This is a genomic window from Pseudomonas sp. Pc102 (assembly GCF_018408275.1).
Lineage (GTDB): Bacteria > Pseudomonadota > Gammaproteobacteria > Pseudomonadales > Pseudomonadaceae > Metapseudomonas > Metapseudomonas tohonis.
In genome coordinates, this window is record NZ_AP021905.1 from 5,714,263 (window position 1) to 5,728,350 (window position 14,088).

The window sequence follows — 14,088 nt, forward strand, 5'->3', positions numbered from 1 at the left end:
GCAAGCAAGCCTGATGCTTACTTGTTGTCCTTGACCTCTTCGAACTCGGCGTCGACGGCATCATCGGATGCCTTGTCTTCACCGGCCGGAGCACCTTCACCCGCCTGGGGCTGTTCGGCATACATCTTCTGCGCCAGCGGAGTGGAAGCCTGGGACAGCGCGTTCATCTTGGCTTCGATCTCGGCCTTGTCGTCGCCCTTCACGGCAACTTCCAGCTCACCCAGCGCCTTCTCGATGGCCGCCTTCTCTTCGGCAGTGGCCTTGTCACCGGCCTCGGTGACCATCTTGCGGGTCGCATGAACCAGCGCGTCACCCTGGTTGCGGGCGGCGGCCAGCTCTTCGAACTTGCGATCCTCCTCGGCATTGGCCTCGGCGTCACGCACCATCTGCTGGATTTCGTCCTCGGACAGGCCGGAGTTGGCCTTGATCACGATGGACTGCTGCTTGCCGGTGGCCTTGTCCTTGGCGGACACGTGCAGGATGCCGTTGGCGTCGATGTCGAAGGTCACCTCGATCTGCGGCACGCCACGCGGAGCCGGCGGGATCTCGGCCAGGTCGAACTTGCCCAGGGACTTGTTCTGGGTGGCCTGCTTGCGCTCGCCCTGCAGCACATGGATGGTCACGGCGGACTGGTTGTCATCGGCGGTGGAGAACACCTGCGACTTCTTGGTCGGGATGGTGGTGTTCTTCTCGATCAGCGCAGTCATCACGCCACCCAGGGTTTCGATACCCAGGGTCAGCGGGGATACATCGAGCAGCAGCACGTCCTTCACGTCACCGGACAGCACGGCACCCTGGATGGCGGCACCGATGGCCACGGCTTCGTCCGGGTTCACGTCCTTGCGCGCTTCCTTGCCGAAGAAGTCGGCGACCTGCTTCTGCACCAGCGGCATGCGAGTCTGGCCACCAACGAGGATCACCTCGTGGATGTCGCCCACGTCCAGGCCGGCGTCCTTCAGGGCGATGCGGCACGGCTCGATGGTACGAGCGACCAGGTCCTCGACCAGGGCTTCCAGCTTGGCGCGGGAAATCTTCACGTTGAGGTGCTTCGGACCGGTCTGGTCTGCGGTGATGTACGGCAGGTTGACGTCGGTCTGCTGGCTGGAGGACAGCTCGATCTTGGCCTTCTCGGCGGCTTCCTTCAGGCGCTGCATGGCCAGGGGGTCGCCCTTGAGGTCCATGCCGGATTCTTTCTTGAACTCGTCGACGAGGTAGTCGATCAGGCGGATGTCGAAGTCCTCACCACCCAGGAAGGTGTCGCCGTTGGTGGCCAGAACCTCGAACTGGTGCTCGCCGTCGACTTCGGCGATCTCGATCACCGACACGTCGAAGGTACCGCCACCCAGGTCATAGACGATCACGGTGTGGTCGCCCTTGGCCTTGTCCATGCCATAGGCCAGCGCGGCCGCAGTCGGCTCGTTGATGATGCGCTTGACGTCGAGGCCGGCGATACGACCGGCATCCTTGGTGGCCTGGCGCTGGCTGTCGTTGAAGTAGGCCGGAACGGTGATCACCGCTTCGGTCACGGTCTCGCCGAGGTAGTCTTCGGCGGTCTTCTTCATCTTCTTCAGCACTTCCGCGGAAATCTGCGGCGGCGCCATCTTCTGGCCCTTCACCTCGACCCAGGCGTCACCGTTGTCGGCCTTGGCGATCTTGTAGGGGACCATCTTGATGTCTTTCTGCACGACGTCTTCTTCGAAGCGACGACCGATCAGGCGCTTCACGGCGTACAGGGTGTTGTGCGGGTTGGTGACCGCCTGGCGCTTGGCGGACTGGCCGACAAGGATCTCGCCGTCGTTGGTGTAAGCGATGATCGACGGCGTGGTGCGAGCGCCCTCGGCGTTCTCGATCACCTTGACGTTGCCGTTCTCCAGGATGGCGACGCAGGAGTTGGTGGTCCCCAGGTCGATACCGATGATTTTGCCCATGTTCTCTCTCCCGAAACTTTGGATTTGCCGAGACCCCGCTTCACTGGTCGCGGCAGCATGAATACGCTTGGTTAAACAGATGGGGGCCGCAGCCCGGATTTCAAGCCTGCTCGTCGATGGACGGCGGCACTTCGGCCGGCGCCTTGCTGACCACCACCATGGCGGGGCGCAGCAGGCGGCCGTTGAGCAGGTAGCCCTTCTGGAACACCTTGAGCACGGTGCCCGGTTCCACATGGGTGCTTTCCTGCATCGCCATCGCCTGATGGTGTTCCGGATTGAACGGCGCACCATGAGGATCGACCGCCTCGAGCTGGTAGCGCTTGAGGGTGTCGTGGAACAGCTTGAGGGTCAGTTCCATGCCCTCGCGCACCGGCTTGATGGCCTCGTCCTCGGCGCTGCTCAGCTCCAGGCCGCGCTCGAGGCTGTCTACCACCGGCAACAGGTCATTGGCGAATTTTTCCAGCGCGAACTTGTGCGCCTTCTCCACATCCTGCTCGGCGCGCCGGCGGATGTTCTGCAACTCGGCGGCAACGCGCAGGGACTGATCCTGGGCCGCGGCCAACTGCTCTTCCAGCGTCTGCACACGGGTCACGAGGTCTTCGCCGCTGGCGGCCTCGGTAGCGGTGTTCGCCTCAGGGTTCTGGTTGTCCAGGGTCTGTTCGTCAGCCATGCGTTCCTCCTTTCAAAAACGGGCCGGGCAATAACCCGGCGATCTGTCCGCCTATATGGGGTCGCAATTTGTCGGTTCAAGGGGGCGGGGTGATTGTCAGGCGGAAAACAAACACTGTATAAATACCCAGCCATCGCCCTGGGAGTGCCGCCATGCTGGTCCACCTTTCCGTTCACAACTACGCCATCGTCGAACACCTCGATCTCGAACTCGCCGGCGGCATGTCGGTGATCACCGGCGAGACCGGCGCGGGCAAGTCGATCATGCTCGACGCCCTGGGCCTGACCCTGGGCGATCGTGCCGACAGCGGCGTGGTAAGGCCGGGAGCGGACAAGGCGGACATCCTCGCCAGCTTCGATCTGCATGACATCCCCGAGGCCCGCACCTGGCTCGCCGAACGCGACCTGGACAACGACGGCCCTTGCATCCTGCGCCGGGTCATCACCGCCGAAGGCCGCTCGCGCGCCTATATAAATGGCACCCCCTGCCCACAGGGCGACCTCAAGACCCTCGGCGAGCTGCTGATCGACATCCACAGCCAGCACGAGCACCAGTCGCTGCTCAAGCTCGACACCCATCGTCGCCTGCTGGACGAATTCGCCGGTGCCAGCGAGCTGGCGCGCCAGGTGCAACTCGCCGCGCAACGCTGGAAGCAGACCCGCCAGGAACTGGAGCGCCTCTCCCGCAGCGGCGAAGAACAACGCGCCCGCCACCAACTGCTCAGCTACCAGCTGGAAGAGCTGGAGAATCTTGCCCTCGGCGACTGCGAGCTCGACCAGTTGGAGCAGGAGCACAAGAACCTCTCCAACGCCGAAAGCCTGCTCGCAGGCTGCCGCCAAGTGCTGGACATGTGCAGCGAGAGCGACGCGGGCAACGTGCTCAGCGCCCTCACCTCCAGCCTCAACCGCCTGACCGCCTTCAACACCCAGCAAGGCGCCATCGCCGAAGCCGTCAACCTGCTGGCCAGCGCGCAGATCCAGGTGGAGGAAGCGGTCGGCGAGATCAATCGCTTCATCGATCATTTCGACGCCGACCCGCAACGCCAGCAGCAACTGGAGGAGCGCCTCGACACCATCTACACGCTCGCGCGCAAACACCGCGTTCATCCAAGCGAACTGGCCAGCCTGCAGCAATCGCTGCTGGAGGAGATCGAAGCGCTGAATGCGGATGACGAAGCGGTCGAGCGCCTGACCGAAGAGCTCGCTTCCTACACCCGCCACTACCAGGCCAAGGCCGGAGAACTCAGCAAGCTGCGTGGCAAATCCGCCGGCAAGCTGGCCAAGGCAGTGGAAGCCGAGATGCAGCGCCTGGGCATGCCCGGCGGACGCTTCACCATCGAGCTGCACCCGATCCAGAGCCAGGACCCGCAGGCCAACGGCCTGGAGCAGGTCGAATTCCTGGTCAGCGCCAACCCCGGCCAACCTCTCAAGGCCCTGGCCAAGGTCGCCTCGGGTGGCGAGCTGTCGCGCATCAGCCTGGCTATCCAGGTCATCACCGCGCAGACATCCCGCGTCCCCACACTGGTGTTCGACGAAGTGGACGTGGGCATCGGCGGCCCCACCGCGGAAGTCGTCGGCCAGTTGCTGCGCCGGCTCGGTGAGCGCGGCCAGGTGCTCACCGTGACGCACCTGCCGCAAGTGGCGGCGCAAGGCCACAACCACCTGTTCGTGCACAAGGTGCGCGGCAGCAAGGAAACTCGCACCGCCGTGACCAACCTCACCGAGGCGGCGCGCATCGAAGAAATCGCCCGCATGCTCGGCGGCCTGGACCTCACCGAAGAGTCCATCGCCCACGCCAGGAAGATGGTCACCAGCGCACAGGGCTGACTTCTCCCACAACCCCATAAATGAAAAAGGCGACCCGCAGGTCGCCTTTTTCCATTTACTGGTGCAGCGCGCTTATTTCTTCTTGCGCACGTACAGCACCAGATTGTGATCGACCAACTCGAAGCCGTGCTCCTTGACGATCTCTTTCTGGCGTTTTTCGATTTCGGTGTCGAAGAACTCGATCACCTCACCGCTGTCGACGCAGACCATGTGGTCGTGGTGACCGCCATCGGCAAGTTCGAATACGGCATGGCCACCATCGAAATTGTGGCGTACCACGAGGCCGGCCGCCTCGAATTGGGTCAGCACGCGGTAAACGGTTGCCAGCCCCACGTCTTCACCCGCTTCCATCAGGGCCTTGTAGACATCTTCGGCACTCATGTGGCGCTGTTCGGTGGAGTCAAGCATCTGCAGGATCTTGACCCGGGGCAGGGTCACCTTCAGGCCAGCTTTGCGAAGTTCGTTATTTTCAACCATGGTCAGCTTTCTCATGGACGCTGCTTCGCAGCTTCCCTTAATGCGGGTATGATCGGATTTTCGTTGCCCAGCCAAGATAGTGGAAGTCACCCACCGATGCAAAACACCAAGCTCTTGCTGACCAGCCTCACATTTGCAGGCCTGGTCGCACTCGCCGGCTGTTCATTCCCCGGGGTTTACAAAATCGACATCCAGCAGGGCAATGTCGTGACGCAGGACATGATAGACCAGTTGAAGCCCGGAATGACCCGGCGGCAAGTGAGGTTTATCATGGGCAACCCGCTGATCACCGACACCTTCCACGCCAACCGCTGGGACTATCTCTACAGCATCCAGCCGGGTGGCGGCGAACGCCAGCAGGAACGCGTCAGCCTGGTGTTCGACGGCAGCGATCAGCTGATCGGCCTGGCAGGTGACTTCATGCCGGGCGTGAGCCGTGACGAAGCCATCCTCGGCAGCGACGGCAACACCGAAGTGAAGAGCGAGAAGCCTGCCCAGCAACAGCAGGAAGAGAAGCCGAAACCCGGCTCGCTGCTCGAGCAGATCCAGCAGGAAGTGGACAAGGTGGAAACCGTGCCGGTGCCCACGCCCGAGCCGCTGGAAACCTCGCCACAGTAAACGCTGCGCAGAAAAAAGCCCGGACTGGTTCCGGGCTTTTTCTTGGGCGCCTGTCAGGCCAACCGGCAGCTATTCCTCCGCCGCCCTCGCCTGGGCCGCACGGGCGGCGCGCGCCTTGCGAACCTCCTTCGGGTCGGCCAGCAGCGGGCGGTAGACCTCGACGCGGTCCCCCTCCTCCAGCACCCGCTCCTCGGGATTGGCCAGCGCCTTGCCGAAGATGCCCAGTGGGCAGCTCGCCAGGTCCAGCTCGGGGAACTCCGCAGCCAGGCCCGACGCCATCACGGCCGCGCGCGCCGTGGTGCCAGAGGCCACATCCAGGCCAAGCAGGCGCTGACGCTCGGCCAGCGCGCAAACGATCTCGACTCGGATCGACTCAGCCATGAAGCTGCTTGGCCCGCTGGCAAAAGGCGTCGACCAGGGTGTTGGCAGCCTGGTTGAACAGCGGCCCGAGTGTCGCCTTGACGATGGGGCCGGCGTAGTCGAAAGACAGGTCCAGGCTGATCTTGCAGGCCTTCTCGCCCAGCGGCTTGAAATTCCACACGCCGTGCAGCTCGGTGAAGGGCCCCTCCTCCAGGTTCATCTCGATCACCTGCCCCGGCACCAGCCGGTTGCGGGTGACGAAGCGCTGGCTGATCCCGCCCTTGGCCACGCCGAGGCTGGCGACCATCTCGGTCTCGCTGGCCTGCAGCACTTCACTGGTGGAGCACCAGGGCAGGAACTCGGGGTACCTCGCCACGTCGTTGACCAGATCGTAGAGCGCCTGCGCAGGGTACGGCAGCAGAGCGGAGCGCTGGATATGGGTGGTCATCTGGGCCTCTAATCGTCGGTCAGTCGGCTGCGCCTGAGCGAGCAACACGGCTGGTCAAAAAAAGAGCGCGCATTGTCAGGGATTCACCCCTTGCGCTCAAGCCTACGCCGCCGTAGCGGCCACGCCTGGGACTCCCTATAATGCCGCGCCTATGGCTAAGCAAAAGAAACATCCCCAAGGCTCCATCGCGCAGAACAAGAAGGCTCTGCATGACTACTTCGTCGAACAGCGGTTCGAGGCGGGTCTCGCCCTCGCCGGCTGGGAAGTCAAGAGTCTGCGTGCCGGCAAGGCCCAACTGGTGGACAGCTACGTGTTGCTCAAGGACGGCGAAGCCTGGTTGCTCGGCAGCCACTTCACGCCCCTGAAAACCGCCAGCACCCACGTGATCGCCGACCCCGTCCGCACCCGCAAGCTGCTCCTGCACAAGCGCGAACTGAGCAAGCTGATCGGCGCCGTCCAGCAGAAGGGCTACGCCTGCGTAGCGCTGTCGCTGTACTGGAAGGCCCACCTGATCAAGTGCGAGATCGCACTGGTGAAGGGCAAGAAGGAATTCGACAAGCGCGCCACCGAGAAGGAACGCGACTCCGATCGCGAGATCGCTCGCGTCATGCGCACCAAGGGCAAGGAAGACTGAGCGCCGCTCCGGCGCCAGTCACCCGCACCATCCCTTCAGGCCAGCGACCTCATATCCCCTGCCTGCGCTGCGCACGCTCCATGCGGCGCGCTTCCAGCTGCCCTTCCGCCAGCACCTCCTGCACGTAGTCGATGTGCTGGTGCGAAATCTCCCTCGCCTCCTCCGCACGGCGCTCGATGATCGCCTCGAACAGGGCCCGGTGCTGCTTCATCAGCATGTCGCGGGTCTCGTCGCGCTGCAGGTACATGCCTCCGATATTGGTGACCACATTGTGCTTGAGCAGTTCGAACAGGCCGCGAATGGTGTGCAGCAGCACGGCGTTGTGGCTGGCCTCGGCGATCGCCAGGTGGAAACGCGCATCCGCCGCCCCCTCGTCCTCGCGACTCGCCTTGCTGCCGGGCGTGTAGCAGGCCTGCAAGGTCTCGAAAGCCTCACGCAGGCGCTCATGGTCGACCGAAGTCGCTCGCTGTGCCGCATAGAAGGCGCATGACCCCTCCAGCGTGTGGCGGAACTCCAGCAAATCGCGCTGGGCATCCGGATTGCCCTCCAGCAGCGACAGCAAAGGGTCGCTGAAGGTGGAGCCGAGCTCCGCGGAAACGTAGTTGCCGCCGCCCTGGCGACTGACCAGCAAGCCCCTGGCCACAAGCTTCTGGATCGCCTCGCGCAGCGACGGCCGGGACACCCCGAACTGCTCCGCCAGCAGGCGTTCTGCGGGCAGCCGCTCGCCGGCCTTCAAAGTGCCCTCGAGGATCATCGACTCCAGGTGACTGACGATGTCATCCGACAGACGGCGCTGACGCACCTGACCAAATCCCATAACCCTCCCGACTCACTTCCACAGCCCATCCGGGCGGTCTGGCGCGGCAGCCCGCGCATATCCGGCGGCAGCCTAACCAGCCCCCGCCCGGCGCACAAGAAAAGCCCGATCACAACCCTCTCGACCAAAGTTGTAGGACAGGAAATTGACATGCGCACGGTAAGACTTTTACCCTGAGCCGTCGATTTTGTAAATTGGTATTACCAATTTCGACGAAGTACGCCAGATCCGGCCAATGCCTGCTGCAACGTCAAAAGCGTCGCGCCCACCCGGACGGCCCACAGGCACTCCAAAAACAATTACGGAGCCAACCACCATGCAAGCATGGCAACAGATCTACACCCCTCTCGGCAGCCTCGGCCTGTCCGCTGCCGTCGCCGTGATCCCGATCGTGTTCTTCTTCCTCGCCCTCGCCGTGTTCCGCCTCAAGGGCCACATCGCTGGCACCATTACCCTGGCGCTGGCACTTGCCGTCGCCATCTTCGCCTTCAACATGCCCGCCGACATGGCCTTCGCCGCGGCCGGCTACGGCTTCGCCTACGGTCTCTGGCCGATCGCCTGGATCATCGTCGCGGCGGTGTTCCTCTACAAACTCACGGTCAAGAGCGGCCAGTTCGAAGTGATCCGCAGCTCGGTGCTGTCGATCACCGATGACCAGCGCCTGCAGGTGCTGCTCATCGGCTTCTCCTTCGGCGCCTTCCTCGAAGGTGCCGCCGGTTTCGGTGCCCCGGTGGCCATCACCGCCGCCCTGCTGGTGGGCCTGGGCTTCAACCCGCTCTACGCCGCCGGCCTGTGCCTGATCGCCAACACCGCACCGGTGGCCTTCGGCGCCTTGGGCATTCCGATCATCGTCGCCGGCCAGGTCACCGGCATCGACGCTTTCAAGATCGGCGCCATGACCGGCCGCCAGTTGCCCTTCCTGTCGATCCTCGTGCCCTTCTGGCTGGTAGCGATGATGGACGGCTGGCGCGGTGTGAAGGAAACCTGGCCCGCCGCCCTGGTAGCCGGTGGCAGCTTCGCCGTCACCCAGTACTTCACCTCCAACTTCATCGGCCCGGAACTGCCGGATATCACCTCGGCCCTGGTCAGCCTGATTTCCCTCACCCTGTTCCTCAAGGTCTGGCAACCGGCCCGCGCGCAAAGCGCAGAAGTGGTCGGCGTCTCCGGCGGCGCAGCGGTGCTCGGTGGCTTCGGCGGCCCGCGCAGCACCACGCCCTCGCCCTACGGCTTCGGCGAGATCCTCAAGGCCTGGTCGCCCTTCCTGATCCTCACCGTGCTGGTGACCATCTGGACCCTCAAGCCCTTCAAGGCGATGTTCGCCCCGGGCGGCGCACTGGAGCAGTTCGTCTTCATGTTCGCCATCCCGCACCTGGACCAGCTCGTACTGAAAGGCGCGCCCATCGTGGCCACCACCACGGCCATGCCGGCGGTGTTCAAGCTCGACCCGATCTCCGCCACCGGTACCGCGATCTTCTTCTCCGCGCTGCTGTCGATGCTGGTACTCAAGGTCAATGTTAAAAATGGTCTGACCACTTTTGGCGAAACCCTGGTCGAACTGAAATGGCCGATCCTGTCCATCGGCATGGTGCTGGCCTTCGCCTTCGTCACCAACTACTCGGGCATGTCCACCACCCTGGCACTGGTCCTGGCTGGCACCGGAGCGGCCTTCCCGTTCTTCTCGCCCTTCCTCGGCTGGCTGGGGGTCTTCCTGACCGGCTCGGACACCTCGTCCAACGCCCTGTTCAGCTCCCTGCAAGCCACCACCGCGCACCAGATCGGCGTCAACGACACCTTGCTGGTGGCCGCCAACACCAGCGGCGGCGTGACCGGCAAGATGATCTCGCCGCAGTCCATCGCGGTGGCCTGCGCCGCCACCGGCATGGTCGGCAAGGAGTCGGACCTGTTCCGCTTCACCCTGAAGCACAGCCTGATCTTCGCCGCCCTGGTCGGCCTGATCACGCTGGCGCAGGCCTACGTCTTCACCGGCATGCTGGTTCACTGACCGTGCCCTGATCGGCTGCGCGTCGGCGATACGGCGTTGGAAATGGCCTCGGAGATGCTCACCTACAGTCGTAGGCTCCGCTCCCTCGGCCATTTCCGCCTTGTCTCGCTCTAGCTCGCTCGATCCAAACTTTTCTCTCAGACGGAAGAGCCCATGATCATCTCCGCCTCCACCGACTACCGCGCCGCCGCCCAGCGCAAGCTGCCGCCCTTCCTGTTCCACTACATCGATGGCGGCGCCTACGCCGAGTACACGATGCGGCGCAACGTCGAGGACCTCTCCGCCATCGCCCTGCGCCAGCGGGTGTTGAGGAACATGTCCGAGCTCAGCCTCGAGACCCAGCTGTTCGGCGAGACCCTCGCCATGCCCGTGGCCCTGGCCCCGGTGGGCCTGACCGGCATGTACGCCCGTCGTGGCGAAGTGCAGGCAGCCAAGGCGGCGGCGGACAAAGGCATCCCCTTCACCCTGTCCACCGTCTCGGTGTGCCCCATCGAGGAAGTCGCCCCGGCCATCCAGCGCCCCATGTGGTTCCAGCTCTACGTGCTCAAGGACCGCGGCTTCATGAAGAACGCCCTGGAACGCGCCAAGGCCGCCGGCGTCACCACCCTGGTGTTCACCGTCGACATGCCCGTGCCCGGCGCCCGCTACCGCGACGCCCACTCCGGCATGAGCGGCCCCAACGCCCCGCTGCGTCGCGTGCTGCAAGCCATGACCCACCCCGCCTGGGCCTGGGACGTCGGCCTGCTGGGCAAGCCCCACGACCTCGGCAACATCTCCACCTACCGCGGCAACCCCACCGGCCTGGCCGACTACATCGGCTGGCTCGGCGCCAACTTCGACCCCTCCATCTCCTGGAAGGACCTCGAATGGATCCGCGACTTCTGGCAAGGCCCCATGGTCATCAAAGGCATACTCGACCCCGAGGACGCCCGTGACGCGGTCACCTTCGGCGCCGACGGCATCGTCGTCTCCAACCATGGCGGCCGCCAGCTCGACGGCGTGCTCTCCAGCGCCCGCGCCCTGCCGGCCATCGCCGACGCGGTGAAGGGCGAGCTGAAGATCCTCGCCGACTCCGGCATCCGCACCGGCCTCGACGTCGTGCGCATGCTCGCCCTCGGCGCCGACACCGTGATGCTCGGCCGTGCTTTCGTCTACGCCCTGGCCGCCGCCGGTGGTGCCGGTGTCAGCAACCTGCTGGAGTTGATCGACAAGGAAATGCGCGTGGCCATGGTGCTCACCGGCGCCAAGAGCATCGCCGAAATCAGTGCCGACTCGCTGGTACGCGAACTCGGCCGCTGACCCGCGGCACCTGATAGAGAACCGACGAGGCCGCTCGAGCGGCCCGCGCCCACCGTTGATGACAGGACCCGACCGATGAGCCTGCCCGCCGCCTTCCTCCAGACCGCCGAACGCCTGATCCCCCGCGATCGGCGCTTCGACGATCCGCTCTCCACCCTGGCCTTCGGCACCGACGCCAGTTTCTACCGGCTGATCCCCAAGCTGGTGGTACGCGTCGAAAGCGAAGCCGAAGTGGTCGGGCTGCTGCGCGCCGCCCACGCCGAACAGGTGCCCGTCACCTTCCGCGCCGCCGGCACCAGCCTCTCCGGCCAGGCCATCAGCGACTCGGTGCTGATCGTCCTCGGTGACAACTGGAACGGCCGCGACATCCGCAAGGGCGGCGAGCAGATCCGCCTGCAGCCCGGCGTCATCGGCGCCCAGGCCAACGCCTGGCTCGCCCCCTACGGCCGCAAGATCGGCCCCGACCCGGCCTCCATCAACGCCTGCAAGATCGGCGGCATCGTTGCCAACAACGCCAGCGGCATGTGCTGCGGCACCGCCCAGAACAGCTACCACACCCTCGCCGGCCTGCGCCTGGTGCTGGCCGACGGCACCCTGCTGGACAGTGAAGACCCGGTCAGCGTCGCCGCCTTCCAGGCCAGCCACGGCGAGCTGCTGGAGCGCCTGGCCGAACTCGGCCGGCAGACCCGCGCCAACACCGAACTGGCCGCCAGGATCCGCCACAAGTACCGCCTGAAGAACACCACCGGCCTGTCCCTCAACGCCCTGGTGGACTACGACCAACCGCTGGACATCCTCACCCACCTGCTGGTGGGTTCCGAAGGCACCCTCGGCTTCATCAGCGCGGTGACCTACGACACCGTGCCCGAGCACCCGCACAAGGCCTCCGCGCTGATCGTCTTCCCCGACGTGGAAACCTGCTGCCGCGCCGTCCCCGTGCTCAAGCAGCAACCGGTCTCCGCCGTCGAACTGCTGGACCGCCGCAGCCTGCGCTCCGTGCAGGACAAGCCCGGCATGCCCACCTGGGTCAAGGGCCTCTCCGCCAGCGCCTGCGCCCTGCTCATCGAATCCCGCGCCGCCAGCGCCAGCCTGCTGCACGAACAGCTCGCCCGCATCACCGCCTCCATCGCCGACTTTCCGGTGGAGCAGAAGGTCGACTTCAGCGAAGACCCGGTCGTCTACAACCAGCTGTGGAAGATCCGCAAGGACACCTTCCCCGCCGTCGGCGCCGTGCGCCAGACCGGCACCACGGTGATCATCGAAGACGTCACCTTCCCCGTCGAACAGCTCGCCGCCGGCGTCAACCGCCTCATCGAACTGTTCGACAAGCACCGCTACGACGAGGCGATCCTCTTCGGCCACGCCCTGGAAGGGAACCTGCACTTCGTCTTCACCCAGGGCTTCGACAGCCCCAAGCAGGTCGCCCGCTACGACGCCTTCATGCAGGACGTCGCCCAACTGGTCGCCGTCGAATTCGGCGGCGCCCTCAAGGCCGAACACGGCACCGGCCGCAACATGGCGCCCTTCGTCGAACTGGAATGGGGCAGCGACGCCTACCAACTGATGTGGCAGCTCAAGCGCCTGCTCGACCCCACCGGCATCCTCAACCCCGGCGTCATCCTCAGCGACGACCGCGAACTGCACCTGAAGAACCTCAAGCCGCTGCCCGCCGCCGACGAGATCGTCGACAAGTGCATCGAATGCGGCTTCTGCGAGCCGGTCTGCCCCTCCAAGGGCCTGACCCTCAGCCCCCGCCAGCGCATCGTCATCTGGCGCGACATCCAGGCGCGCAAGCGCGCCGGCATCGACACCCGCGAGCTGGAAGAAGCCTTCGCCTACCAGGGCGTCGACACCTGTGCCGCCACCGGCCTCTGCGCCCAGCGCTGCCCGGTGGGCATCAACACCGGCGACCTGGTGCGCAAGCTGCGTGGCAACGCGGCCCACCACGCCGGCAGCGCCGACTGGCTCGCCGGCCACTTCGCCACCGCGCTCAAGGGCGCACGCCTGACCCTACGCCTGGCCGACGGCGCACGCCGCCTGCTGGGCGCGCCGCTGCTGGAGAAAACCTCCGGCACCCTGCGCCGCCTCTCCGCCGGGCGCCTGCCGCAATGGACACCCGCCCTGCCCCAGGCCGCCAAGCCCATCCACTTCACCCCGCCGGCCAACGACGCCCGCCCCCGCGTGGTCTACCTGGCCGCCTGCGTATCCCGCGCCATGGGCCCCGCCGCCACCGACGGCGAACAGGTGCCGCTGGTGGACAAGACCCGCATGCTGCTGGAAAAGGCCGGCTACCAGGTGGTCTTCCCCGCGCAGCTGGAAAGCCTCTGCTGCGGCCAGCCCTTCGCCTCCAAGGGCTACGCCGGGCAGGCCGAAGCCAAGCGTCGGGAAATGATCGACGCCCTGCTGGAAGCCAGTCGCGGCGGCCTCGACCCCATCTATTGCGACACCAGCCCCTGCACCCTGCGCCTGGTGCAGGACGGCCTCGACTCGCGCCTGGACCTGTTCGACCCGGTGCGCTTCATCCGCACCCACCTGCTCGACCGCCTGGAGTTCACCCCCCAGGACAAGCCCATCGCCGTGCACGTCACCTGCAGCACCCAGCACCTAGGCGAAGCCCAGGGCCTGATCGACCTGGTGCGCCGCTGCACCCGCCAGGTGGTGGTGCCCGAAGGCATACACTGCTGCGGCTTCGCCGGCGACAAGGGCTTCACCACCCCGGAGCTCAACGCCCACTCGCTGCGCAGCCTGAAAGACGCCGTGCAAGTCTGCGAGGAAGGCATCTCCACCAGCCGCACCTGCGAGATCGGCCTCACCCAGCACGGCGGCATCGACTACCACGGCCTGGTCTATCTGGTGGACCGCGTCACCCGCCCCCGGGCCATCTGAACCTCAAGCTGCCGTGCCTGGCACGGATTGCGCCCCGCCCAGTGCGGGGCTTTTTTTGCTCGGCAAAATCGCCTCCCCCCGCCTCCCGGCCAAGCGCAACGGCAAGCGAAACGGCAAGTCGGA

12 protein-coding genes are annotated in these 14,088 nt (G+C 65.4%); 6 read left to right on the forward strand and 6 right to left on the reverse strand.

Annotated features, from left to right (window positions below; all coding sequences use genetic code 11):
* Positions 1 to 17: 17 nt before the first annotated feature.
* Complete coding sequence (gene dnaK, locus PHLH3_RS26180; RefSeq protein WP_213626347.1) at positions 18 to 1,928, reverse strand: molecular chaperone DnaK; 1,911 nt, start codon at positions 1,926 to 1,928, stop codon at positions 18 to 20.
* Between the two features lie 100 nt (positions 1,929 to 2,028).
* Positions 2,029 to 2,598: a nucleotide exchange factor GrpE gene (gene grpE / locus PHLH3_RS26185; protein WP_213626348.1), complete on the reverse strand. Its 570-nt coding sequence runs from the start codon at positions 2,596 to 2,598 to the stop codon at positions 2,029 to 2,031.
* Between the two features lie 152 nt (positions 2,599 to 2,750).
* Between grpE and recN the strand changes: the two genes are divergently transcribed.
* On the forward strand, positions 2,751 to 4,424 hold the full coding sequence (gene recN / locus PHLH3_RS26190; protein ID WP_173178990.1) for a DNA repair protein RecN: 1,674 nt from the start codon (positions 2,751 to 2,753) through the stop codon (positions 4,422 to 4,424).
* 72 nt (positions 4,425 to 4,496) lie between these two features.
* Here recN and fur read toward each other — a convergent pair whose 3' ends face one another.
* Positions 4,497 to 4,901, reverse strand: coding sequence for a ferric iron uptake transcriptional regulator (fur, locus tag PHLH3_RS26195; protein ID WP_021222333.1), 405 nt, complete (start codon positions 4,899 to 4,901; stop codon positions 4,497 to 4,499).
* A 96-nt stretch (positions 4,902 to 4,997) separates the two neighbouring features.
* Between fur and PHLH3_RS26200 the strand changes: the two genes are divergently transcribed.
* The gene (locus PHLH3_RS26200) at positions 4,998 to 5,519 is read left to right on the forward strand and encodes an outer membrane protein assembly factor BamE (RefSeq protein WP_111260180.1); all 522 of its coding nucleotides are present in this window, start codon (positions 4,998 to 5,000) and stop codon (positions 5,517 to 5,519) included.
* 69 nt (positions 5,520 to 5,588) lie between these two features.
* Here the strand turns inward: PHLH3_RS26200 and PHLH3_RS26205 are convergent, their stop codons facing one another.
* Positions 5,589 to 5,900 carry an RnfH family protein gene (locus PHLH3_RS26205; protein ID WP_213626349.1) on the reverse strand — a complete coding sequence of 104 codons (312 nt, stop codon included), beginning with the start codon at positions 5,898 to 5,900 and terminating at the stop codon, positions 5,589 to 5,591.
* Positions 5,893 to 6,327 carry a type II toxin-antitoxin system RatA family toxin gene (locus PHLH3_RS26210; RefSeq protein WP_173178994.1) on the reverse strand — a complete coding sequence of 145 codons (435 nt, stop codon included), beginning with the start codon at positions 6,325 to 6,327 and terminating at the stop codon, positions 5,893 to 5,895. The genes PHLH3_RS26205 and PHLH3_RS26210 overlap by 8 nt, the downstream gene beginning before the upstream one ends.
* Before the next feature lie 151 nt (positions 6,328 to 6,478).
* On the opposite strand from PHLH3_RS26210, the gene smpB reads away from it, so the two are divergent.
* Positions 6,479 to 6,961 carry an SsrA-binding protein SmpB gene (gene smpB, locus PHLH3_RS26215; protein WP_111260183.1) on the forward strand — a complete coding sequence of 161 codons (483 nt, stop codon included), beginning with the start codon at positions 6,479 to 6,481 and terminating at the stop codon, positions 6,959 to 6,961.
* Positions 6,962 to 7,010: 49 nt separating this feature from the next.
* On the opposite strand, the gene PHLH3_RS26220 is transcribed toward smpB, so the two are convergent.
* On the reverse strand, positions 7,011 to 7,778 hold the full coding sequence (locus PHLH3_RS26220; protein WP_173178996.1) for an FCD domain-containing protein: 768 nt from the start codon (positions 7,776 to 7,778) through the stop codon (positions 7,011 to 7,013).
* Between the two features lie 316 nt (positions 7,779 to 8,094).
* On the opposite strand from PHLH3_RS26220, the gene PHLH3_RS26225 reads away from it, so the two are divergent.
* From PHLH3_RS26225 to PHLH3_RS26235, 3 genes are all read left to right on the forward strand, one after another.
* A complete protein-coding gene (locus tag PHLH3_RS26225) occupies positions 8,095 to 9,780 on the forward strand; it encodes a lactate permease LctP family transporter (RefSeq protein ID WP_213626350.1) in 1,686 nt (561 codons plus the stop codon).
* A gap of 153 nt (positions 9,781 to 9,933) precedes the next feature.
* Positions 9,934 to 11,079 (forward strand): FMN-dependent L-lactate dehydrogenase LldD, encoded by a 1,146-nt coding sequence (gene lldD, locus PHLH3_RS26230; RefSeq protein ID WP_213626351.1) that lies wholly within the window; start codon positions 9,934 to 9,936, stop codon positions 11,077 to 11,079.
* A 75-nt stretch (positions 11,080 to 11,154) separates the two neighbouring features.
* Positions 11,155 to 13,965: an FAD-binding and (Fe-S)-binding domain-containing protein gene (locus PHLH3_RS26235; RefSeq protein WP_213626352.1), complete on the forward strand. Its 2,811-nt coding sequence runs from the start codon at positions 11,155 to 11,157 to the stop codon at positions 13,963 to 13,965.
* The last annotated feature ends 123 nt before the right edge of the window (positions 13,966 to 14,088 follow it).